Raw genomic sequence first — 22397 nt, 5'->3', positions numbered from 1 at the left:
GTCCGCTGATGGCCAACGGAGATCCTCAACGGACGGGCGCCGCCGGGCATTCCCCGCTCCCGAACCACCCGTCAGCGCACGCCCGGTGTGCGGCGCGGCGGCGCATCCGAGAGCGGGTCCTGGTTCGCCACCGCGTCGGCGAGGAGGTGTGCGGCGTCGTCGCCGAACGCCGGGGCGTAGCTGATGTAGTCGACGTTCGCGTCGTTGCCGCCGCCGTTGTAGCCGCCGAGGTCGCCGATGACGTGGCCGGTGCGCGCGTCGTCCTTGTAGTCGGTGATCCACGGGCTGCCGGACACGCCGCCGTAGTAGCCGCCGCAGGTCATCGACATCTGCCGGTAGCCGGGGAGTTGCCTGGTGGGCACGGTGCACTTGACGGCGCGGCCGGCGCTGTTGTGGGGGTAGGAGGGGTAGCCGACGACGGTCACGTTCCTGTGCGTGTAGCCGTTCGCGCGGGTGAAGGTCAGTCCGCCGCCGACCGCGTCCTGGAGGCTCCGGCCGCGCTGGTCGGCCGAGACCCGGGCGAACGCGGTGTCCAGGTCCGACGCGCGCTTCTTGGTGGTCGTGGACCCCCTGTCGGGTACGTAGCGGGGGTCGATGAAGATCCGCTGTACGTGGAAGACGCCGTACGGCTGCCGGTCGGGCCCGGCCCCCTTCACGAACTTGGGGACGAAGACGTAGTCGCCCTTCATGTTCAGCGCGCAGTGGGCCGCCGTGAGGACGATGTCGCGCGCCGGGGTGTCGATCACACTGCCGGTGCAGTGCCAGGTGGTGCCGCCGGGCCCGTTTGACCCGAAGAAGGTTCCGATCAGCCGGCTCCCGCCGAACATCGTGCCCTGCGGCCGGCCGGCCGCAGCGACGGGCCGCCCCGGCCCGCCCGGCGCCACCCGCGCCGCGTCCAGCGGCCGGGCGTCCGCCATGCGCTGCGCGGTCCAGAACCGCGCGGCCTGCCGGGCCTCCCGCCCGGCGGCCGGTCCCGGCGGCGAGGGCGCCGCCTGCGCGGCCGGCGCCGCGAGCCCGGCCGCCGCCCCGCACACCATGGCCATGGCCACGGCCGTCCCACGTATTCGGTACGCCGACAACACTGTTCCCCCCTGATCACGCGGGGGTGATCTTCGCACAGACGTCGGCGGAGGGGCCAGGAGATCAGGGTGTTGTCAGTGTCCGGCGGCGTAGGAGACGAAGGAGGCCCATTGCCGTGGGCCGACGGTGAGTTGGGGGCCGTGGTGGTGCTTCGAGTCCCGTATGTGGATGGTGCCGGGGGCGAAGGCGACCTCCACGCACTCCGGGCCGTCATTCGTGCTGTAGCTGCTCTTGAACCACTCCAGCGCGGAACCGTTCTCCGTCGAGGGGTTGGTCATCATGTTTCTCCCAGCACTTTCTCGATGAAGGCCTGCGACTCACGGGGTGCGAGGGCCTGGGCCCGGATGATGCCATAGCGGATCTCGTGGATCTGGACCTCCTTGGGATGGGAGATCAGCCGACTGGTGAGCTGGACCTCGTTGTGCCCCACGGTGTCCCCTTCCTTGAGCCGGAGCAGCTGAAGTGACCCCGCGAGGCCCGCGTGGTCGTCGCGATCGGTGGGCATCACCTGGATCTCCACGTTCCGTCGCCGACCGACCTCCAACAGATGTTCGAGCTGCTTCCGCATCACCATTCTGCCTCCGAGCGGACGGCGCAGGGTCACCTCTTCCTGGACGAAACTGAAGACGGGGGTGGGCTGCCGGTCGAAGATCTCCTGCCGCGCCAGGCGTGCGGCGACAAGCTGCTCAACCTCCTCCTCACTGAAAGGCGGACGCCGCATCCCGTACAACGCCCTGGCGTACTCAGGCGTCTGTAACAGGCCATGAACGACCGAGTTGGCGTAGGCGCACAGCTCGACCGCCTCCGCCTCCAACTTCGCCAGATCCCGCACCTTCTTCGGATACCGGGCCTCCTCCACGTCCTTCTTCAACCCGGCGATCACCCCGTGCGCGTCGAGCACCTGATCCGCCGCGTCGAGGAACTGCCCCTTCGGCGCCCGCCGCCCCCGCTCCACCGAGGACACCTGCTCCTCGCTGTACCCGATGGCCGCCCCCAACTCGGCCTGGGTGAGGCCCTTCCGCTCGCGGTACATCTTGATGACCTTGCCGACGGTCCGCAGGACGGCCGCCGACTCCTCGTCCTCGGCGTGCCCCGTCACATCCACCACCCCGACACCTCCACATGCCGCCCGTGCCCAACTCCTCACCGGCCCGCCGCGTCACGCGTCACCGCCCGGACAACCCCGGACAGCCACCGGACAGTGACGCTGCGTACCGCCGTGATCGCTGTTCAGCGTAGAGACAGGCGACCACGCTGAGTGACATGAACGCCGATATCGCCCACTCGACGGCATCCCACGCCGAGGCGGCGGAACCCGCCGCGGCCGCCCGCCACTTCACCGTCCGGCTCTCGGCCACACCGAGAGGCGCTCGCCTCGCCCGCCGGCTGACGGCCGGGCAACTGGACGCCTGGGGCTGGCCGTACGGCGCGGAGGCCAACGAGACCGCCGTGCTCCTCGTGGCCGAACTCGCCGCGAACGCCGTGCGTCACGGGCGGGTGAGGGGACGTGACTTCCGCCTGAAGCTCAGCCTCTTCCCTGACGGCCCGGCACTCCGCATCGAGGTCACGGATTCCCGCATCGACCGTCACCCGCCCACTCCGGGCACACTCCCGCCGGCCTCTTTCGAGGCGGAGTCCGGCCGGGGGCTCCTGCTCGTCGAGGCCCTGGCCGGTCACTGGGGAACGACGTGCGGGAACCCCTATACGAAGACCGTCTGGTGCGAGGTCGTGATGGGGTGACGACTACTGCCGGTACCCGCCGAGGAACCGCCCGATCCGGCCGATCGCCGCCTCCAGGTCCTCCGCGTGCGGCAGGGTGAGGATGCGGAAGTGGTCGGGGGAGGGCCAGTTGAAGCCGGTGCCCTGGACCACCTGGATCTTCTCGCGAAGGAGCAGGTCGAGGACGAACTTCTCGTCGTCGTGGATCTTGTGCACAGCGGGGTCGATGCGCGGGAACGCGTACAGCGCGCCCTTGGGCTTCACGCAGGACACGCCGGGGATCTCGTTCAGCTTCTCCCAGGCGATGTTGCGCTGCTCGTACAACCGGCCGCCGGGCAGGGTCAGTTCGCGGATCGACTGGCGGCCGCCGAGCGCGGCCTGGATGGCGTACTGGGCGGGCGCGTTGGCGCACAGACGCATGGAGGCCAGCATGGTCAGGCCCTCCAGGTAGTCCTTCGCGTGCTGCTTGGGGCCCGTCACCACCAGCCAGCCGGAGCGGAAGCCCGCCACCCGGTACGTCTTCGACAGGCCGCAGAAGGTGAGGACGACCAGGTCGGGGGCGAGGGCGGCGGCCGAGTGGTGGACCGCGTCGTCGTACAGGATCTGGTCGTAGATCTCGTCCGCGAACACCATCAGGCCGTGCCGGCGGGCGAGGTCGAGGATGCCCTCGACGACCTCCTTCGGATACACCGCGCCCGTCGGGTTGTTGGGGTTGATGATGACCACGGCCTTCGTGCGGTCCGTGATCTTCGACGCCATGTCGACCAGGTCCGGGTTCCAGTCGGCCTGTTCGTCGCACAGGTAGTGCACCGCCTTGCCGCCGGCGAGGGTGGTCGCGGCGGTCCAGAGCGGGAAGTCCGGTGCGGGGACGAGGATTTCGTCGCCGTCCTCGACCAGGGCCTGTACGGCCATGGAGACCAGCTCCGAGACGCCGTTGCCGAGGAACACGTCGTCGACCCCGACCTCCAGTCCCAGGGTCTGGTAGCGCTGGGCGACCGCGCGGCGGGCGGAGAGGATGCCGCGGGAGTCGGTGTAGCCGTGCGCCTGCGGCAGCATCCGGATCATGTCCTGGAGGATCTCCTCCGGCGCCTCGAAGCCGAAGGCGGCGGGGTTGCCGGTGTTCAGGCGCAGCACGCTGTGCCCCGCCTCCTCCAGCGCGTTGGCGTGCTCGATCACCGGGCCGCGGATCTCGTAACAGACCTCGCTGAGCTTGTTCGACTGCCGGAACTCCATGCGCCCCTCCGGAAACTGGTGTTACTTGGTTTTACCAAGTAGGCGCTTGGAAAGTCCAACATCTTGTCTAGACTGCGTCGCATGTCACCACGCCGAAGCTACGACCAGTACTGCTCCGCAGCCCGCGCCCTCGATCTCGTCGGCGACCGCTGGACCCTGCTGATCGTCCGGGAGCTGCTGGCCGGCCCCCGCCGCTACACGGACCTGCACGCGGACCTGCCCGGCGTGAGCACGGACGTACTCGCCTCACGGCTGAAGGACATGGAACGCGACGGCCTCGCCACCCGCCGGAAGCTCCCTCCGCCCGGCGCGGCCTTCGTGTACGAACTCACCGGGCGCGGTCGTGCGTTGCTCCCGGTGCTCCAGGCACTCGGGCGGTGGGGCGAGGCCGAGCTGGGGGAGCGGCGGCCGACCGACGCGGTCCGCGCCCACTGGTTCGCCCTGCCGCTGCTGCGGGCGCTGGAGGGCGAGGGGCTGGTCGAGGTCCGGCTGGAGGAAGGCGACTTCCATGTGCGGGTCGGCGCGGAGGAGGGCCCGGTGTACGGCGACGGACCCGCGCCCGGCGAGGCCGACGCCTGCCTGACGATGGACGCCGCGACCTGCGAGGCCGTGGCCAGGGGCGAGACGGGCCTGGTGGACGCGGTACGGGACGGACGGGTGACGGTGACCGGCGCCGGCATGCTCGCCAAGGCGCTGAAGGAGGCGTAGGAACGGGAAAAGCAGAAGGCCCGCCGGGAGGCGGGCCTTCGAGCGCCTTGGCTCACACGTTCGGCGGCACCCGGGACGGCCGTCCCGAACCCCGCGTCAGCGCATACCCGCCGATCCCGGCGAGAGCCGCGAGCAGGCCCCCGATCGCGGTCCACACCCACCGGTCGGACCACCAGCCGGAGGACCAGCCGTCGTCGGAGCCGAAGCTGGACAGCACCGCGCTCTTCGAACCGTCCCCGTCGGCCTCCGACTTGACGGCGATGCCGGGCACCAGCGGCTTGCCCAGCGAGCCGTCCGCCGCCGCCGCGCCGCCGATGTCCTTGGAGTCGGCACGGACCTCGACGCCGACCGGCTTGCCCAGGTCGGCCGAACCGAGGTCCACGACCGTCAGCCGGATGTAGTACGTGCCCGGCAGCGGGTCGTTGGCCCAGGGCTCCGACCAGCCGCGCACGGTCCGCAGGACACAGGCCAGTTCGACGGAGGACGCGCCCTGCCCGGCGGTACGGCTCGCCGCGCCGTACTGGCAGGCCTGCCGGCGCCGCAGCCCGTCGTACACGTCGATCTGCCAGGTCTGCGCCCCGTGCGTGGCGGGCAGCTTCACCGTCGCCTCGACGGCGGGCCGCTGCCCGGTGTCCGCGGGGAACGACCAGTACAGGTAGTCACCCGTCGAACCGGACGCCGTGGCCCGCTGCCCCTGCTCGATCTCCGTCGCCGTACGGAACGACGTGCCCGCATGGGTGGGTGCCGTGCCGTCGGCGGAGGCACCGGGAGACGGGGAGGAGTCTGCCGCGGCCGGTCCGGCGGCCATCCCGAGTGCCAGCAGCGCTGCACCCAGCACACGTGTGATCCGCATCAGTTCGTCCTCCAGACCGCGACCCGCCAGCGCGACAGCCAGCCCCACAGCAGACCGGCGACGAAGCCGGCCAGCACCAGGGCGCCCAGCAGCCACCAGCCGCGCCCGAGACCGAAGGAGGCCACGTCGTGGTGCCCCGACGGCCCGTCCACCACATCGACCGTCAGCTCCAGCGGCAGACCCGGCGTGGTCTTCACGCCCGTCGCCGCCGAGAAGGAGCTGGTGACCTGAAGGCACACCGTCTCCGCCGTCGCCGTGTCGTCGTCGCTCTCCGGCTTCGGGTAGCGCAGACCCGTCGAGATGACGTCCGTACGGCCGTCACCGGCGGCCTCGCCGCGCACGATCTCCCGTCCGTGCACGGTCACCGCCCGCAGCAGCACCCCGTAGTCCGGGTTCACGGCGCGGTCGTCGGCCACGCTCACCGAGGCGCGCAGCTCCTTGCCCGGGTCGACGTCGACCTTGTACCAGCGCTGCTGCCCGAACTCCTCGCGGTCCGTGTACAGCCCGGACTTCAGCGTCGGCGCCTGCGCGCACTGCGCGGCACCCTCCGTGGCCACCGGCGTCACCACCGGGTCCGCCGCCCGGTCGACCAACTGGCCCACCCGGTCCGACAGTTCCTCCTTGTGCCGCACGTCCGTGTAGGTGCCGCCGGTGGCGTCCGCGATGCAGCTGAGCTGGTCGCGGGTCTTGGCGTCCGGCACCAGGCCGAGCGTGTCGATGGTCAGGCCGATGCCCTTGGCGGCTATCTCGCGGGCCACCTGGCACGGGTCGAGCGGTTGGCAGGTGTCCTCGCCGTCGCTGATCAGGACGATACGGCGGGTGCCGGTACCGCCGTTCAGGTCGTCCGCCGCCTTCAGCAGCGCGGGGCCGATCGGCGTCCAGCCGGTGGGCTGCAGCGTGGCCACCGCCGTCTTCGCGTCGGTCCGGTTCAGCGGGCCGACCGGGTAGAGCTGCGCGGTGTCCTTGCAGCCCTCCTTGCGGTCGTTGCCCCGGTAGTTGGCGCCCAGCGTGCGGATGCCGAGCCGGACCTCCTGCGGGGTCGCGTCCAGCACCTCGTTGAACGCCTGCTTCGCCGCGGCCATCCGCGAGCCGCCGTCGATGTCCCGCGCCCGCATCGAACCGCTGACGTCCAGCACCAGTTCGACCTTGGGAGCGGCCTGTTCCGTCTCATCGGCGACGGCCCCGCCAGGGAACGCGAGCCCGGCCGCCAGGGCGGCGAGCAGAGCACAGACGCCCGCCGCCAGCCGTTGTCTTGTGATCATCGCCGGATCTTATTGATCAGACGGGTCGTGCTCCAAAACGAGGGGGTTGGGCAGGGCGGTCCACTGGTCGCCCGGGGTCCGCGGGGACAGCCGCATCAGGGTCAACGCCTTCGCCGGCACCGGCCCTTCACGCAGGGCGCGCAGGTCGGGAGTGTCCGGCAGGTCCGGTACGGCGGACGCCAGCGCCGTGCCCAGCGCAGGGCCCGAACCGGCCGTACCGGCCAGGGCGCCCGCCACCAGCGAGCCGAACAGCTTGCGGCGCAGGGCCGTTTCGTCGTCGGTGACCAGCCGGCCGGCGAGCGGTGGCGGGGTGATGCCGTGCCGCATCAGGCGGGCCGGGCTGATCCGGATGTCGGCCAGGTCGCGGTAGACCAGCCGCAGCGGGGTGCCGTCCGCCGACAGGATCACCAGCAGGTTCTGGCCGTGCGCCTCCAGGGCCACGCCGAGGTCGAGCAGGCGCAGTCCCACGGTCAGCGCCAGCCGCGCGAACGCGGCCAGCCAGGCGGGGGAGCCGGGCAGGTCGGTCGTGGCGAGCGCGGCCACGGGGACGACCCGCTCGCCCAGACCGGCGTACACCTCGGGCGACTCCCGCAGCAGCGCGGCCAGGTCGGGAGAGTGGGCCGAGACCGCGGCCGGCGTGCGGGTGACGTGCAGCAGTCCCCCGGTGCGGGCCGCCAGCTCCTCGCCGAGGGCGGACAGGGGCGCTGCGGCCTGGACCGAGTAGGGGGAGATGTCCCGCACGGACGACGTCAGCCGGGCGCTGAGCGCGGTCTTCACATGCGGGCCGTCCGGCAGCGCGAGGGTGCGCAGGGAGAGCAGCGGGCGGGCCGGGCGCCAGGGGGTGTACGGCCGCTTCAGCACATGCTCCGCCTGCCACGGGTGCACCGGCAGCAGCAGCCGCTCGCCGTCCCTCAGCTCCCGCGGCCAGTCGCCGGTCACCAGGCACCCGTCCGCGGGCACCGGCACCGTCCCCAGCTCCACCACCGGCCGGTGCTCCGGGCCGTACGCCAGCTGGTCCGCCACCGAGAAACCGGGCCGGGAACGGCAGCCCGGGTGGTACGGATGCCCGTCGGTCACCCGCTGCTCCCACTCCCAGTCCCGGTCCGGCCACTCCTTCGGGTGATCCGCGTCGGCCCGCGACAGCGCCAACGAGGCGACGCTGTCGGCCAGTTCGGCCGCGAACGCGGCGCCGTGCGGCACCCCGAGGGCGGTCATCAGCCCGGCCGGATCCACCTGGCGCTCCCGGTCCAGGCGGACCCCGGTGACGTACGCCCTCGTGGCGTACGGGTCCGCGTGCGGCCCGTACAGCGTCCGGCCGTCGGCGAGCCGCAGCGCCAGGCTGTGCGCACCGTGCACCCGGCCCGTGACCCATGGCAGCGGCTCATGGGCCAGCGCCCGCCACAGCCGGGTCAGCACCGCGGCGCGGGCCCCCGGCAGCTCCGCCGTGAACCGGGGCAGCAGGCCGGGCCGGACAGCGGCCAGCTCCTCGGCGACCTGGGCCTCGGTGGTGGGGGGACGGTGCACGGTCGGCTCCTCGGGTACACGCGGCACGGAGGACGATTGTCGGCGACGACAGACATACTGATCGCGACCACCCCGGACGAAACGAATGGATCGCGTGGACTCCTCTCCCTTCTCCGGAGCACCCCCCACCGGTTCCGTCGGCCCCCTGGCCGACGCCTACGCGGCCGCGCCCCTGCTCAACTGCCTGCTGCGCGAGGTGGCCGAGCCGCTCGGCCACCTTGGTGACCCGCGGGTCCACCGGCTGCCCAGCGGGCGGCTGCTGCGCGTGCGGACCGGCCGGCGCCCCGCCGACCCCGAGGTGCGCGCGGCCGGGGCCTGGCACCGCGTCGGCCACTCCGAGCTGGTCAAACTGGTCGCCGAGGAGCTGCGCCGGCACACAGGGCTGGCGGGCGGCGACCTGCCCGCCGAGATGGTCGACAGCCGGGACGCGGTCGCGGCCCTGCTCACCGCCCGCGCCCGGGCCACGGCGCCCGCGGACCCGTATCTGCGCTCCGAGCAGTCCCTGATCACCGGCCACCCGTACCACCCGGCGCCCAAGGCGCGCGGCGGCGGCCCGGTCGCCTCCTGGCTGCCCTACGCCCCCGAGGCGCACGCCCGCTTCCCGCTGGTGCTGCTCGGCGTCCGCGAGGACCAGGTGGCCGAGGAGGGCGACACCAGCGCCCTGGACGCGCTCGGCCCGGTCCCGCCCGGCTACCGGCTGCTGCCGGCCCACCCCTGGCAGCTGGACCTGATGGGCCGCGAGCTGGCGGAGGCCTTCGCCGACGGGCGCCTGCTGCGCCTTGGCACGACCGCCTTCGACACCTGGCCGACGGCGGCGATCCGCACGGTGTACGAGCCCCGGCGCGACCTGTTCCTGAAGTTCAGCCTGGACGTCCGCATCACCAACGACATCCGCCGCCTGTGGCGCCACGACCTGCGCAAACTGCGCCGCACGGACGCGGCGGTCCAGCACGCCTTCGCGGCGATGGGCCCGCCCGCGGCCTGGCTGAGCGACCGCGGCTACCGTACGGCCGTCTTCGCCTTCGAGGAGCTGGCCGTCCTGGTCCGGGACGGCCTGCGCGGCCATCTGCTGCCGGGTGCCACCCCGCTGCTCGCCGCCGGCCTCGCCGAGGGCTTCGACGGCAGCCCGCTGGCCACGGCGGCCGACCCGTTGGCCTGGTGGGAGGCCTATCTGCGCCAGGTCGTGCCGCCCGCCCTCACGGCCTTCGACGACCACGGGGTCGTCCTGGAGGCCCATCTGCAGAACGCCCTCGTCGCCGTGGACGCGGCCGGCACGCCCGTCCAGGTGCTGTACCGGGACGCCGAGGGAGCCAAGCTGCTGCCGGACGTGACCCGGGCGGCGGGCTGGGAGCGGCTGGTGTACTGCCTGGTCGTCAACCACCTCACCGAGATCGCCGCCGCCCTCGCCGAACACCATGCCGGGCTCGACCCCTGGCCCGCCGCCCGCCGCGAACTCGCCCGGCACGACCTGCCCGAGATCCCCGCCCTGCTCACCTCGCCCACGCTGCCCGGCAAGACCAACCTGCTGCTGCGCTGGACCGGAGCGGACGGCGCGGACGCCCGCTACCTGCCGCTGCCGAACCCGCTGGCGGGCGGCTGACCCGGGCTCACCGGGCGGTGCCGAAGTCCTGGGTCCAGTAGCTGCCCGGCTGGGCGAGACCGACGCCGATCTCCTTGTACGAGCAGTTGAGGATGTTGGCCCGGTGTCCGGGGCTGTTCATCCAGCCCGTCATGACCTGCTCCGGGGTGGCGTACCCGTAGGCGACGTTCTCGCCGTAGGCGCTCCAGGTGTAGCCCGCCCGCGTGATGCGGTCACCGGGGGACGATCCGTCGGATCCGGTGTGCGACATGTTCTGGTGGGCCGCCATGTCGGCGCTGTGGGCCTGCGCCGCCTTCGTCAGCTTCGCGTTGACGGTCAGGGGATGGCACCCCACCTTGGCGCGCTCGGCGTTCACGAGCTGCACCACGCGCGCGGTGGCCCCGGACGCGGTGGCCGTGGGTGTGGGCGTGGGCGTGGGCTTCGCGGTGCTGGGAGCGGTGGTCGTCCGGGGCGTGGGGGCCGTGGTGGGCTTCGCGCTCGCGCTGGTGCTCGGGTGAGCGGTGGGCCGGGGCGTGGGCGACGCGGTGGCCCGCGGGGTGCCGGTGTGGTGGTGGACGTTGCGGTGGTGATGGTGGTGGTGCCGGTGACCGTGGTGCTCCGGCTGCCGGGGTGTGCTCGTCGCGGCGACGCCCGCCCGGTCCTGGTCGCCGTGCGGCCAGTCGGAGCAGGCCAGGGCGACGGACGGCACGCCCACGACTCCCATGGCGACGGTGGCGACGACTATGCGCCGGTAGTGCTGCGTCTTGCGGTGCTTGGCCATTCCCTCAACCTCGCTCGGTGATCGCCGGGCGCTCATTTTCAGGAGGGCTTCACAAGGAGCGCAAAGGCCGCTTCTACTACTGCGGGTCGTAGGGGCCGATGCCTCTTGTCAGGCGACCGCGGAGATGCCGAGTTCGCGTCCGCGACGTTTGCAGATGCCTGGCGTCGCGTCAGGAGAGGTCCGATGGCGGTGTATACGGTCACGCGCCGAGCAGGCGCGGTGCCGTGGCCCGCGGGGCGGTTCCTGGCGGCGGCAAGCCGGACAAATCCCATTTGTCATCGGGGGCGCGCCTACTATGCAGGACGCCTAGTGGCCGAGTCCGCTGTGATGGATGTCACGCTGCCGGGCCTCCGGCGGGGGTGTCCCGCCGGAGGTGCGGTGGTCAGCAGTCGGGGATGACGGTGCCGTTGTTGTCCTTGGCCTCGTCGTTGCCCCAGCGGGTGAGGTAGTAGGCGGAGACGTACTGGCCGGCCGGTCCGGTGTCGGGGTCGGTCTTCAGCCACCAGTGGTTGTAGGTGGTGGCGTTGCCGATCTGGCGGCCCCACTCCTTGCAGTAGACGTAGTTGGTGCCCGCGTTCAGGGTGCCGGTCTGGGTGGTGCTGGTCGGCGAGCCGTAGACCGGTGCGGTGGGGGAGGTGTCGACCCAGTACTTCACGGGAGCCCCGGACGCACCGCCGCTGTAGTAGGCCTCCAGTTCGCCGATGGACGTGAAGGTCTTCGTGCCGCCGGGCACGCCGATGATCCGCACACCGTCGCCGGAGGTCGGCGTGAAGTCGAACTGGTAGGTGTGGTTCTGCCCGGCGGAGGAGTCGTACGGGTACGACGGCGACGTGCGGAGTCCGGCGACGTCCGTCCAGGTGCCGTTGTCGCGGACCTGGACGCGCAGGTTCTGCGCGAACCAGCCGCCGTCGGAGAACATGCTGCCGGTGGTGTAGACGACCCGGTCCGGCGTGTAGCTGCGCGGCCAGGTGTAGCCCCACCAGCTCGCCGTCTTGTTCTCGTCGTTCCAGTCGTCGTCGGACTGGGTGCGGTTGCCGTCGTTGTAGAACTGGACGTTGCCGTAGTGCGTGGCGCGCTCGATGCCCACCGTGTCGGGCTCACGGGCGAGGTTGCGGGCCGGGTCCGCGGTGTTGGACGGGGTGGACGGCACCCGCGGTTCGAGATGCATCTGGCGCAGCGAGAAGGTGTAGGCCCAGTTGTCGTTCGCCGGGTAGCCGCCGCCGCAGGGGCAGACGTTGGACTGCAGCCACACCGACTTGCCGTCGGCGCTGATGTACTTCGAGGGGATGGTGGTGGCGTAGCCGCCGTGCTTGGTGTGGGTCCAGGGGTAGCCGCCGAAGTCCTTGGTCTCGAAGTGCTTCCACGGACCCCACGGGGTCGGTGACTCGTAGAACTCGAAGGTGTACTCGGTCCACGAGGTGTAGAGGTAGCGGTTCAGCGGCTTGTCGTAGACGATGCCGCCCTGGCTGATGGTGGCCAGGTTGTGCGCCCGGCCGGCCGTGTAGACGTTCTGGTAGATGTGCCGGTCGTCGTGCAGGACCGGGGTGCGCTGGTCGATGTCGGAGGACCAGGTGGGGTTGCCGGCGGAGTCGAAGCCGTTGACGAACTGCCAGGCGGAGCGGTCGAGCACCGACGCCCGGGGCACCCGGGCGAGGTAGACGTCCTCCGGGTCGGGCACCCGGTCGTTGAACGAGTCCCGCCAGTTGTGGTCCAGGCCGTAGGCGTAGACATAGCCGTCGGGCGCGTCGTTGAAGTCGGTGGCCAGGTCCTGCACGGCGAGGTACATGGTGCCGTCCACGCAGGCCATGCCGGTGGGCTTGCGGGTGTGGTCGGCCGTCCACACCTGGCCGACGTTGTCGCCCTGGGCCAGGCTGGTGCCCTGGAGGTTTCCGGGGGTGCCGGAGATGCGGGCGACCCCGATGTCGCTGTAGGGGGCGTTGAAGCCGACGCCGTCACCGTAGGCGCCGTACACGTTGTCGTCGTCCGACCAGCAGTTGGGCCACAGGTCGCCGTGGTTGGCGTTGTCCCCGACGGCCGGTGCGCCGACGGCGGCTCCCGAGTCGATCTGCACGGTGGAGAAGAAGTCGCTCTCCGGGGCCGAGGCGAGAGCGGTGGCGGCGGGCGCCGCGCTCGCCGTTCCGGGGGCGAGGACCTGGAGCAGGGCGGTGGCGATGCCGGCGGCAGTGCGCCAGGGTCTGGCGGTCATGCGCATGAAGCGGCTCCAGAGGAGAGTGCTGAAATCGATTTCCAACAGGGTTGAGCGGGCCTCCGGCGGGGTGTCCCGCCGGAGGCGCGGTGGTCAGCAGTCGGGGATGACGGTGCCGTTGTTGTCCTTGGCCTCGTCGTTGCCCCAGCGGGTGAGGTAGTAGGCGGAGACGTACTGGTTCGCCGGTCCGGTGTCGGGGTCGGTCTTCAGCCACCAGTGGTTGTAGGTGGTGGCGTCACCGATCTGACGGCCCCACACCTTGCAGTAGACGTAGTTGGTGCCCGCGTTGAGGGTGCCGGTCTGGGTGGTGCTGGTCTCCGACGCGTACACGGGGGCGTTGGCGAAGGTGTCCACCCAGTACTTGGCGGGCGGCGGGGGAACGCTGCCTCCGCCGTCGACGTCGAGGTAGTCGCCGTGGATGTTGACGGTGACGCCGCCCCAGGTCTCGTTGGTGCCGCCGAAGTACTGGTGGATGCGCTGGTGGTCGGCCCAGTCGGCGGCGGGCACGTAGGTGCCGGAATTGGTGTCGGCGGCGCTGTTCCACCAGGCGAACCAGATGTGGTCCGGCATGGTGTAGGCGCCGGTGGCGTACTGCGCGGCGAGGTCGCGCATGCCGGAACCGGCGCTGGAGTAGACACCGGAGCGGTAGCCGCGCGCGTGCAGTTCGTCGGTCCACGCGGAGAGGTAGTTCAGGACCCCGGTGCTGCAGGAGGAGTTGGTGTTGTCGTACCCCTCCATGTCGTTGTAGAGGACGCTGTCAGCCGGGATGCCGAGCGACTGCGCCTGGGAGACGGCGTCGTCGGCTTCCGCGCTGCCCTGGCTGCGGGCGGTGGCCGGGTCGGTGGAGACCCGGTGGCCGAAGGAGGTGCAGGGTGCCTGCGAGCCGACGTAGGTCGGGATCAGGTGCCAGCCGTTGCCGGTCACGGTGCTGACCCAGGACGAGGTCAGACTGGCCTGGGCGCAGGCGCGGCTGTTGCCGCCGATGTAGACGCCCACGGCCCGGTAGGGGGACGCCCCCCAGGCGTTCATCGTGGCGGTGCTGGGGGCGGCACATGTGTCGAAGCCCTTGCCGGTGTAGGCGCCGGGCTGTGCGGCGACGTCCAGGGCGGCGGAGGCGGTCGCTTTCGGGGTACGGCTCGCGATGGGCCGGGCCTGGCCGTCGAGCCGGCCGGTGCGCAGGATCCGCTCGGCCGGGGCCTTGCCGGTGCCGTACGTGGCGGTGGCGATGACCCCGGCGGAGGGCACGGCCAGCCGGATCTCGCCGGTTTCGGCCGCGGAGGTGCGCCGGGGCGCGTAGGTCGCGGTCCCCTTCGCCGCGACAAGCGTGTCGCGGTCGATGGTCGCGGTGCCGGTGCCGTCCAGGGGCTCGACGAGCAGGGCCTCGGTGCGTCCCACGACGTGGGTGGGGCAGTGCTCCTGGCCCGCGGGGTGGCCGAGGTAGACGGCGTGCCGGTCGAAGCGCACACAGGTGTCCGGCTTGTCGGCGAGATCGATGACCGGCCAGTCGGCCGGGACCCGGAGGTGGTAGCCGTGGTAGGCCACCTCCTGGGTGGCGGCGGTCGCGGCCTGCGCGCTGGGCGCGGTCAGCGCCGCGGACGCCGCGGTGAGCAGCATGGCTATGGCAGTGCCGGCCGCGCGTCCGGCGCGGCTAGGTCTGGTCATGTGCATGACCCCTCTCTGCTTACATGATCATGACAAGAGACACTTGATGGATGAGGTATGTCAGTTGGGGACTCAGGCCCCGGAAATCCTTGCCGCCACGGGAGCACGGCCACGTTCGCGCGAGGGTGTGCCTGTGTCAGGTTCCTTGCGGAAAGCATGTGTTCGCCGTACCGGGCCACACCCTAGCGTCTGTGATATCGATTTCAAGAGCTGAGTGCCGGCAACGCCGAGATTCGGCCTGGGCGCGAGCACCCCGCCCTTGACGGAGGTCCGGCGCGGCCTCCATCAAGGGTCTGCGGCACGTCTCAGAAGGTGTTGCCGACCGTGACGTTGCGGTAGTCGGCCGCGGTGTCCTCGGTGACCAGACCGGGCTGCCCGTTGAGCAGCACCGGGAAGGACGCCCCGCTGAAGGTCCGCTGCTGGGCCTGGGCGCCGTCGAGGAAGAACGTGTAGCCGGCGCCCGCCTTCACCACCTTCAGCGTGTGGTACTGGGCCGGATCGAACCCGGCCGGCAGAGCGGAGTTCTGCCAGGCCTGCTCGGCGCCCTGCACCACGGCGTGGGTGGCGAGCACCCCGTTCTTGCGGTCGATGAAGACCTCGACGTGGTTGTTCTTGTCGGCGTACGAGGCGTAGATGCCGTACTTGGGGTACTGCGAGGTGGTGCCGGTGGCGCTCCAGCGCACGTCGGCCGAGACCGTGTAGTTCTCGTAGTTCGGGTTGGAGGCGTAGAAGAGCTGGGCCCACGGGACGCCGTTCAGCGAGGTCACGCTCGCGGTGCGGGTGTCCGTGACGGTCCAGGTGCCGGCCTTGCGGCCGCTGGTGCCGTCGCCCTCGGCCGCGTCGCCGAACGCGTCGCCCCAGCCCGAGGCGTACGGGTCGCCCCAGCCCGAGGCGTACGGGTCGGCGGAAAGCACCGAACCGGGCTCCCCGGAGGGCACGTCCAGCGGCACCCCGTCGTCGACCGGGTATCCCAGCAGGGGCTTGCCGTCGCGGGCGTCCCAGTACAGCCGCTGGGCGCGAAGCTCGCGTCCGGAGTCGCACAGGTTGGTGTTGGAGTGCACCAGGAACCAGTCCTCGTTGCCGTCCGGCGAGGTGATGGGCTGGAACGAGGCGGATCCGATGACGTTGCCGTGGTACTTGAAGATCGGCCCGGTCTTGGCCCACGACGAGGGGCTGAGCAGGTTGCCGTCGCTGTTGGTCAGCAGCCCGACCGCGTAGCTGCGGGTGGAGCAGCCGCTGGCGGAGAAGGTGATGTAGGTCTTGCCCCCGTGCTGGAAGGCCTCGGGTCCCTCGTTGACGGGGAAGTGCCCGACCGTGCCGCTGTTCGGGCCGTCCGGAAGACCCACGGTCTCCCACGCCCCGGTCGGCGCGGAGAGCTGCACCCGGTTGCCGCTGATGTGGAGCGGGTCGCTCATCGACGCGAGATAGATGTTCTGCTGGCCGCCGGCCGAGGTGGGCCACCCGGACCAGGCGATGTACAGCCTGCCGTCGCTGCCGCCGAACACGGTCGGGTCGATGGCCCACAGGTCGCTCGACTCGTGGAGCTGGCCGTGCGGATAACCGGTGTTGGCCTCGGTGTACGGGCCTGCCGGGTCGCCGCCGACCGCCTGCAGGACGAACAGGCGGTGAGAGGCGCCGTTGCCCGCCGCGGCGGTGTAGTAGATGTAGAAATGGCCCTGCACGTAATGGATTTCAGGCGCCCAGACCTCGTACGAGTTCGACTGCCCGGCGGGGATGTGGAACACGTCGTACTTCTCGGCCGTCGCGAAGCCGGTGATGGTGGCCGACTTCCATACGCACAGGTAGTCGGCGTCGCAGCCGTCCGTGCTGGTCATGTAGTAGTAACCGCCGTACTGGACGACGTACGGGTCGCTGACGTGCTGTCGGATGGGATTGGTGAAGGTCGCGGCGCCGACCGCCGCCGTGCGCACCGACTCCCGGTCGGCCTGGGCGGCGGTGGGCAGGAGTGCGAGGACGAGGGTGACCAGTGCCGCGAGGGTGCGCAGGAGCGGTCTCCGGCGCTTTCCGAGCAGGTCCACCATGGTGGGCTCCGTATGGGGGGAATGAAGCCGCCGACGGGCAGCGCCGGATCGGCGGCGGGACAGAGGGCGTGCCAGGTGAGGCGGCGATCGGACGGTCGCCGCCCGGCTGAACGGCTCGGCACCCAGCGGTTATCAGGAGCATGACATTCGGATGCGCGCAGTCGACGGGTCGGTGCGGTGTGTCTCTGAAATCGATTTCGGCGCTAGTGTAGGAACGGGGTGAGTGGCCGTCAATGGGCTGGAGCCCCGCGGGACCGTCGCGGGTCGGCCGGTGACCGAGGCCGAATTGCGGGATCTCGTCGCCGAGTTCCACGAGCCCGCGTACGAGAGCTGCGAGCTCTTCTGCGTCCCGCCTGCCAAGGGCGGCTTCCAGGTGCTGCGGCAAACCCGCGCCTCGATCATGCTGGAGGCAGGGACGGTCCTGCCCGGTTGTCACACTTGGTCACTATGCTCATTTCTTGCCGGAGGCCGGAAGCAGGGCGGCGGGCCTGATCGGGGAGACTTCCCCGGACTGAACCGCGTCGGAGCCGGCCGTGGAATGTGAGACGAACGACCGTGGGGGCCTTGGAAAATGCTGAGAGAGGTCACCGCAACCCGCTACATCACCCCCCTGCGCTCCGGCGGCTCCGTGCCCGGGGTCGTGGAGGCCGACGACGACGGCACGTACGTCGTCAAATTCACCGCTTCGGCGCAGGGACACAAGGCGCTGGTCGCCGAGGTGATCGTCGGAGAGCTCGCCCGAGCGCTCGGCCTGCGCTTCCCTGAGCTGGTGCTCGTCCACTTCGACCCCGCGATCGCCGCCGGCGAGCCGCACCAGGAGGTGCGGGAGCTGCACGGCGCGAGCGCGGGCGTGAACCTCGGCATGGACCATCTGCCGGGCGCCCGGGACTTCACCCCGGAGATCGCGAAGGTCTTCCCCGTGGACCCGCTGGAGGCGGGCCGGATCGTCTGGCTGGACGCGCTGACCGTCAACGTCGACCGTACGGTGCACAGCTCCAACCTGATGGTCTGGCCCACGCTCGGCACCGTACCGCCCCGCCTGTGGCTCATCGACCACGGCGCCGCCCTGGTCTTCCACCACCGCTGGGACACCACGACACCGGGCAAGAAGTACGACTTCCGCCATCACGCCCTCGGCCACTACGGCCCCGACGTCCGCGCCGCCGACGCCGAACTCGCCCCGAAGGTGACCGAGGACCTGCTGCGCGGGATCGTCGCCGAGGTGCCGGACGCGTGGCTCGCCGAGGACGCCGGCTTCGCGAGCCCGGACGACGTCCGCGCCGCCTACGTCGACTACCTCATGGCCCGCGTGCGCCTGTCGCACGAGTGGCTGCCCACCGACTTCCCGAGCCGCGAGCAGCTCGCGGCCGAGGAGGCGGCCCGCGCGGTGAAGACCCGGGCGGGCCGCCCGGACTGGCTCAAGCGCGTCCCCGACCTGCACGGCAAGCCGGCGGCGGAACAGGACTGGTCGGCGCACCTGGGATGAGGCACATCGGATGAGTCATCGCGTACAGATCGAGTACTGCACACAGTGCCGCTGGCTGCCCCGTGCGGCCTGGCTGGCGCAGGAACTGCTCACCACCTTCGAGGCGGAGCTGACCGAGCTGGCGCTCAGGCCCGGCACCGGGGGCGTCTTCGTGGTCCGGGTGGACGGCGAGGTGGTGTGGGACCGCAAGGAGCAGGGCTTCCCGGAGCCCACCGCGGTCAAGCGCCTCGTACGCGACCGAGTGGCCCCGGGAAAGCCCCTGGGCCACTCGGAGGGATCCTCGTGAGCGTCAGCCCTTGAGCTGCTCGTACGCCGGCAGGGTGAGGAAGTCGGCGTAGTTCTCGTCCAGGGAGACCTTCAGCAGCAGGTCGTGGGCCTCCTGCCAGTGGCCGGCGGCGAAGGCCTGCTCGCCGATCTCCTGGCGGATGCCGGACAGTTCCTCGGCGGCGACCTTGCGGGCCAGCTCGGGCGTGGCCCTGTCGCCGTTCTCGAACTCGACGCCCGCGTTGATCCACTGCCAGATCTGGGAGCGGGAGATCTCAGCGGTGGCCGCGTCCTCCATCAGGTTGAAGATGGCGACCGCGCCGAGCCCGCGCAGCCAGGCCTCGATGTACCGGATGCCGACCTGGACGGCGTTGACGAGGCCCTGGTACGTCGGCTTCGCCTCCAGCGAGTCGATCGCGATCAGGTCGGCCGCCTCGACGTGGACGTCCTCGCGCAGCCGGTCCTTCTGGTTCGGCTTGTCGCCGAGGACCCGGTCGAAGGACTCCATGGCGATCGGGACCAGGTCGGGGTGGGCGACCCAGGAGCCGTCGAAACCGTCGTTCGCCTCGCGGTCCTTGTCGGCGCGGACCTTCTCGAAGGCCACCTTGTTGACCTCGGCGTCGCGGCGGGACGGGATGAACGCGGCCATGCCGCCGATCGCGTGCGCCCCACGCTTGTGACAGGTGCGGACGAGAAGTTCGGTGTAGGCCCGCATGAACGGGGCGGTCATCGTGACCGCGTTGCGGTCCGGCAGGACGAACTTCTGGCCGCCGTCGCGGAAGTTCTTCACGATGGAGAACAGGTAGTCCCAGCGTCCCGCGTTCAACCCCGAGGCGTGGTCGCGGAGCTCGTAGAGGATCTCCTCCATCTCGTACGCGGCCGTGATCGTCTCGATCAGGACGGTGGCGCGGATGGTGCCCTGCGGGATGCCGACGTAGTCCTGGGCGAAGACGAACACGTCGTTCCACAGGCGGGCTTCGAGGTGCGACTCGGTCTTCGGCAGGTAGAAGTACGGTCCCTTGCCGAGGTCCAGCAGCCGCTGGGCGTTGTGGAAGAAGTACAGGCCGAAGTCGACGAAGGCGCCCGGGACCGGCGTGCCGTCGGCGTCGACCAGGTGACGCTCGTTCAGGTGCCAGCCGCGCGGGCGCATGACGACCGTCGCCAGCTCCTCGTTCGGGCGCAGGGCGTAGGACTTGCCCGACCCCGGGTCGGTGAAGTCGATGTTCCGGGTGTAGGCGTCGATCAGGTTGACCTGGCCGACGACGACGTTCGCCCAGGTGGGCGCGGAGGCGTCCTCGAAGTCGGCGAGCCAGACCTTCGCGCCCGAATTGAGCGCGTTGATGGTCATCTTGCGGTCGGTGGGGCCGGTGATCTCGACGCGCCGGTCGTTCAGCGCGGCCGGGGCCGGGGCGACCTTCCAGGAGTCGTCCGCGCGGATCGCGGCCGTCTCGGGCAGGAAGTCGAGCGTGGAGGTGCGGGCGATCTCGGCGCGGCGCTCGGCCCGGCGGGCGAGGAGTTCGTCACGGCGCGGGGTGAACCGCCGGTGCAGCTCCGCCACGAAGGCGAGCGCCGCGTCCGTGAGGACCTCTTCCTGCCGGGGCAGGGGCTCGGCGTCGACGATGGCCAGCGGGGACGGCGCTGGTGCGGACATGAGCTGTCACTTCCTTCAGCGGTGGCACCGGGTGCCTAGTGGCACGAACAGGGCAATCGGCGCCAACTGTGCGGGCAGGCGCTCCTGATCAGTGGATAGTAGTTTCCTCATCGTGGAACTTCAATGGTTTGTTGATGTCGAGATTCTCCGGGTCGAGGCAAGGTGGCGCCCAGTGCCACCCTCTTCACTCAAGGTGGCGCAGGTCCGCCTCGGTGTCGATGTCGTACGGCTCGGCCACGTCCGCGCACTCCACGAGCCGGATCCGCCCGGCGTTCTCCTTCAGGTACTCCCGTGCCCCGCGATCCCCGGTGGCGGTCGCCGCGATGCCCGGCCAGTGGGCCGCGCCGAAGAGCACCGGATGCCCGCGCGTGCCGTCGTAGGCGGCCGAGACCAGCGATTTCTCGTCCTCGAAGGCGCCGAGCACCCGGGCCACGGCCGCCGGCCCGATGCCCGGCTGGTCGACGAGGCTCACCAGGGCCGCGCGCACCCCCGTACCGGTCAGCGCGGCCAGTCCGGCCCGCAGCGAGGAACCCATGCCCTCGGCCCAGTCGGGGTTGTCCACGAGCACGCATCCGCTCAGATCGGCCCGCCGGCGGACCTCGTCCGCCCGCGCTCCCAGCACGACGTGGATCCGGCCGCACCCGGCCGCGCGCAGCACCCCGACCGCGTGCTCGACCAGGAGGCGCCCCCGGTGCTCCAGCAGCGCCTTGGGCCGCCCGCCGAGCCGTCTGCCCCCGCCTGCGGCGAGCAGCAGCCCGGCGACGTCCTCGTGTCGGTTCTCCGTCATGCGTCCTGCATACCCGACGGGGAAGCCGGCGGCCGGTTTCCTTGGGCTGAATTTCGGTCCGCGCGGTGGCGCTCCCGGACGCGGTGGCGTTTACTGACCCGCGCACGAGGGCGTGTCAGGGGGAGGGCTGTGTTGCAGAGCTTGGGGCAGAGGCCAGTGACCGGCAGCGACGAGGATCCGAGAGTGGCGGAACTGCGGACCGCGGTGTCCCGGCTGCGCCGCGAACTCGCCGCGCTCCCCTCCGAGTTCCCCGACCGCGCCATAGCCGAGGACGAACTGGCGACGCTGGCGGCGATGGCCTCCGGCGGCTCACCGGAGATCCCGCGCCTGCGCAGTTCCCTGTTACTGATAGCCGGTGCCATCGGCTCGGTGAGCGCCCTGGCCAGGGGGCTCGGCGAGGTGCGGCAGGCGGTGGATCTGTTCGGGGAGCCGACGCAGAGGGGCTGACCGCAACCCCCTGGGGGTACGGGGGACCGCGTGAACGACCGCGCAGCACCCGCGCCCGCCGACGATCAACGCCCCCAGGGCTGTCAGGCGCCCGAACTCGCCAAAGCCTGGGACAACTCGAGGGCGACCTGCTGCAGCACCGGCACGATCTTCTCGGTCGCCTCTTCGGTGACCCGCCCCGCCGGCCCGGAGATGGAGATCGCGGCCGCCGTCGGAGACTCGGGCACGGACACCGCCAGGCATCGCACCCCTATCTCCTGCTCGTTGTCGTCGACGGCGTACCCCAGCCGCCGTACGTCCTCCAGCGCGGCGAGGAACCCCTCGGGTGTGGTGATGGTCTTCTCGGTGGCCGCGGGCATCCCGGTACGCGCCAGCAGCGCCCGTACCTCGTCATCGGGAACGCCCGCCAGCAGCGCCTTGCCCACGCCGGTGGAGTGCGGAAGGACCCGTCGGCCCACCTCGGTGAACATCCGCATCGAGTGCTTCGACGGCACCTGGGCCACGTACACGATCTCGTCGCCGTCCAGCAGCGCCATGTTCGCGGTCTCGCCGGTCTCCTCGACCAGCCGCGCGAGATACGGCCGCGCCCATGTGCCGAGCAGCCGGGACGCCGACTCGCCGAGCCGGATCAGCCGGGGGCCGAGTGCGTAGCGCCGGTTCGGCTGCTGGCGGACGTATCCGCAGGCGACCAGGGTGCGCATCAGCCGGTGGATGGTCGGCAGCGGCAGCCCGCTGGTCGCGGACAGCTCGCTCAGACCGACCTCGCCGCCCGCGTCCGCCATCCGCTCGAGCAGGTCGAAGGCGCGCTCCAGGGACTGGACCCCGCCCGCGGCGGAGGGCTTGGCGGAGTCGGTGGTGCTGGCGCTGGACGTCGGCACGGCGCGTTCCTTTCGGATGGCAGGAGGTGAGAAGCCTACCCGGCAGCCGGTTGACTCCCTGCTTGTGCGTAGCTACGTTCTGCTTGCTGGAATTGTAATTCCGCCTTGTGGAAACGTCCAGAGTGGGCGCGGGCCGGCCGCTGTCCAGAAGTGTGCCCCTTGACGGCGGAGAAGTGGGAGTGAAGACTCCTTCAACAGAACGTTGAAATCCGTTACGTGAATGTACATCCCGTTC

General features: G+C 71.1%; 20 protein-coding genes. 6 read left to right on the top strand and 14 right to left on the bottom strand.

The features are described from left to right. Positions 1-71: 71 nt before the first annotated feature. The 3 genes from ACIBJF_RS28920 to ACIBJF_RS28910 form a co-directional block, all read right to left on the bottom strand. Positions 72-1079 carry a trypsin-like serine peptidase gene (locus ACIBJF_RS28920; RefSeq protein ID WP_399178045.1) on the bottom strand — a complete coding sequence of 336 codons (1008 nt, stop codon included), beginning with the start codon at positions 1077-1079 and terminating at the stop codon, positions 72-74. A gap of 75 nt (positions 1080-1154) precedes the next feature. After that, on the bottom strand, positions 1155-1361 hold the full coding sequence (locus tag ACIBJF_RS28915) for a DUF397 domain-containing protein (RefSeq protein ID WP_399178043.1): 207 nt from the start codon (positions 1359-1361) through the stop codon (positions 1155-1157). Continuing rightward, positions 1358-2185 (bottom strand): helix-turn-helix transcriptional regulator, encoded by an 828-nt coding sequence (locus ACIBJF_RS28910; RefSeq protein ID WP_399178067.1) that lies wholly within the window; start codon positions 2183-2185, stop codon positions 1358-1360. Before ACIBJF_RS28910 ends, ACIBJF_RS28915 begins: the two co-directional genes overlap by 4 nt. A gap of 158 nt (positions 2186-2343) precedes the next feature. Here ACIBJF_RS28910 and ACIBJF_RS28905 point away from each other — a divergent pair, with 158 nt between their 5' ends. After that, positions 2344-2820: an ATP-binding protein gene (locus ACIBJF_RS28905; RefSeq protein ID WP_356308647.1), complete on the top strand. Its 477-nt coding sequence runs from the start codon at positions 2344-2346 to the stop codon at positions 2818-2820. Between the two features lie 3 nt (positions 2821-2823). On the opposite strand, the gene ACIBJF_RS28900 is transcribed toward ACIBJF_RS28905, so the two are convergent. Then, positions 2824-4032, bottom strand: coding sequence for a pyridoxal phosphate-dependent aminotransferase (locus ACIBJF_RS28900; RefSeq protein WP_399178042.1), 1209 nt, complete (start codon positions 4030-4032; stop codon positions 2824-2826). An 81-nt stretch (positions 4033-4113) separates the two neighbouring features. Between ACIBJF_RS28900 and ACIBJF_RS28895 the strand changes: the two genes are divergently transcribed. Beyond that, complete coding sequence (locus ACIBJF_RS28895) at positions 4114-4740, top strand: winged helix-turn-helix transcriptional regulator (protein ID WP_399178041.1); 627 nt, start codon at positions 4114-4116, stop codon at positions 4738-4740. A 52-nt stretch (positions 4741-4792) separates the two neighbouring features. Here ACIBJF_RS28895 and ACIBJF_RS28890 read toward each other — a convergent pair whose 3' ends face one another. Genes ACIBJF_RS28890 through ACIBJF_RS28880 form a run of 3 tightly spaced genes read right to left on the bottom strand, consistent with a single transcriptional unit; the run spans position 4793 to position 8379 of the window. Further along, positions 4793-5593 carry a hypothetical protein gene (locus ACIBJF_RS28890; RefSeq protein ID WP_399178039.1) on the bottom strand — a complete coding sequence of 267 codons (801 nt, stop codon included), beginning with the start codon at positions 5591-5593 and terminating at the stop codon, positions 4793-4795. Continuing rightward, positions 5593-6855: a VWA domain-containing protein gene (locus ACIBJF_RS28885; protein ID WP_399178037.1), complete on the bottom strand. Its 1263-nt coding sequence runs from the start codon at positions 6853-6855 to the stop codon at positions 5593-5595. The genes ACIBJF_RS28890 and ACIBJF_RS28885 overlap by 1 nt, the downstream gene beginning before the upstream one ends. Positions 6856-6864: 9 nt before the next feature. Then, positions 6865-8379 carry an IucA/IucC family protein gene (locus ACIBJF_RS28880; protein WP_399178036.1) on the bottom strand — a complete coding sequence of 505 codons (1515 nt, stop codon included), beginning with the start codon at positions 8377-8379 and terminating at the stop codon, positions 6865-6867. Positions 8380-8464: 85 nt separating this feature from the next. Between ACIBJF_RS28880 and ACIBJF_RS28875 the strand changes: the two genes are divergently transcribed. Beyond that, positions 8465-9979, top strand: a complete 1515-nt coding sequence (locus ACIBJF_RS28875) for an IucA/IucC family protein (protein ID WP_399178034.1) — start codon at positions 8465-8467, stop codon at positions 9977-9979. 7 nt (positions 9980-9986) lie between these two features. On the opposite strand, the gene ACIBJF_RS28870 is transcribed toward ACIBJF_RS28875, so the two are convergent. The 4 genes from ACIBJF_RS28870 to ACIBJF_RS28855 all read right to left on the bottom strand — a co-directional run bounded on the left by ACIBJF_RS28870 (position 9987) and on the right by ACIBJF_RS28855 (position 16649). Continuing rightward, positions 9987-10739 carry a CAP domain-containing protein gene (locus tag ACIBJF_RS28870; protein ID WP_399178032.1) on the bottom strand — a complete coding sequence of 251 codons (753 nt, stop codon included), beginning with the start codon at positions 10737-10739 and terminating at the stop codon, positions 9987-9989. Between the two features lie 382 nt (positions 10740-11121). Next, complete coding sequence (locus ACIBJF_RS28865) at positions 11122-12945, bottom strand: hypothetical protein (RefSeq protein ID WP_399178030.1); 1824 nt, start codon at positions 12943-12945, stop codon at positions 11122-11124. Positions 12946-13038: 93 nt separating this feature from the next. Continuing rightward, positions 13039-14607, bottom strand: a complete 1569-nt coding sequence (locus ACIBJF_RS28860) for a DUF1906 domain-containing protein (RefSeq protein ID WP_399178028.1) — start codon at positions 14605-14607, stop codon at positions 13039-13041. 305 nt (positions 14608-14912) lie between these two features. After that, positions 14913-16649, bottom strand: a complete 1737-nt coding sequence (locus ACIBJF_RS28855) for a family 43 glycosylhydrolase (RefSeq protein WP_399178026.1) — start codon at positions 16647-16649, stop codon at positions 14913-14915. A 571-nt stretch (positions 16650-17220) separates the two neighbouring features. Here ACIBJF_RS28855 and ACIBJF_RS28850 point away from each other — a divergent pair. Both ACIBJF_RS28850 and ACIBJF_RS28845 read left to right on the top strand, forming a co-directional pair. Next, positions 17221-18135 carry a HipA family kinase gene (locus ACIBJF_RS28850; protein WP_399178024.1) on the top strand — a complete coding sequence of 305 codons (915 nt, stop codon included), beginning with the start codon at positions 17221-17223 and terminating at the stop codon, positions 18133-18135. A 10-nt stretch (positions 18136-18145) separates the two neighbouring features. Beyond that, positions 18146-18421 (top strand): Rdx family protein, encoded by a 276-nt coding sequence (locus ACIBJF_RS28845; protein ID WP_351806325.1) that lies wholly within the window; start codon positions 18146-18148, stop codon positions 18419-18421. A 3-nt stretch (positions 18422-18424) separates the two neighbouring features. Here ACIBJF_RS28845 and aceB read toward each other — a convergent pair whose 3' ends face one another. Together aceB and ACIBJF_RS28835 are read right to left on the bottom strand one after the other, a co-directional pair. Next, on the bottom strand, positions 18425-20050 hold the full coding sequence (gene aceB / locus ACIBJF_RS28840) for a malate synthase A (RefSeq protein ID WP_399178022.1): 1626 nt from the start codon (positions 20048-20050) through the stop codon (positions 18425-18427). Between the two features lie 184 nt (positions 20051-20234). After that, positions 20235-20837: an NTP transferase domain-containing protein gene (locus tag ACIBJF_RS28835; protein ID WP_399178021.1), complete on the bottom strand. Its 603-nt coding sequence runs from the start codon at positions 20835-20837 to the stop codon at positions 20235-20237. 129 nt (positions 20838-20966) lie between these two features. Between ACIBJF_RS28835 and ACIBJF_RS28830 the strand changes: the two genes are divergently transcribed. After that, positions 20967-21284 carry a DUF5955 family protein gene (locus ACIBJF_RS28830; protein ID WP_399178020.1) on the top strand — a complete coding sequence of 106 codons (318 nt, stop codon included), beginning with the start codon at positions 20967-20969 and terminating at the stop codon, positions 21282-21284. Positions 21285-21367: 83 nt separating this feature from the next. On the opposite strand, the gene ACIBJF_RS28825 is transcribed toward ACIBJF_RS28830, so the two are convergent. Continuing rightward, entirely contained in the window at positions 21368-22162 is a 795-nt protein-coding gene (locus tag ACIBJF_RS28825; RefSeq protein WP_399178018.1) for an IclR family transcriptional regulator, read from the bottom strand. Positions 22163-22397 lie beyond the last annotated feature (235 nt).

Origin of the sequence: Streptomyces sp. NPDC050743 (assembly GCF_044456925.1) — a bacterium.
GTDB lineage: Bacteria > Actinomycetota > Actinomycetes > Streptomycetales > Streptomycetaceae > Streptomyces.
Note: the sequence above shows the minus strand (reverse complement) of the source record. Positions and strands in the feature narration are given on the sequence as shown.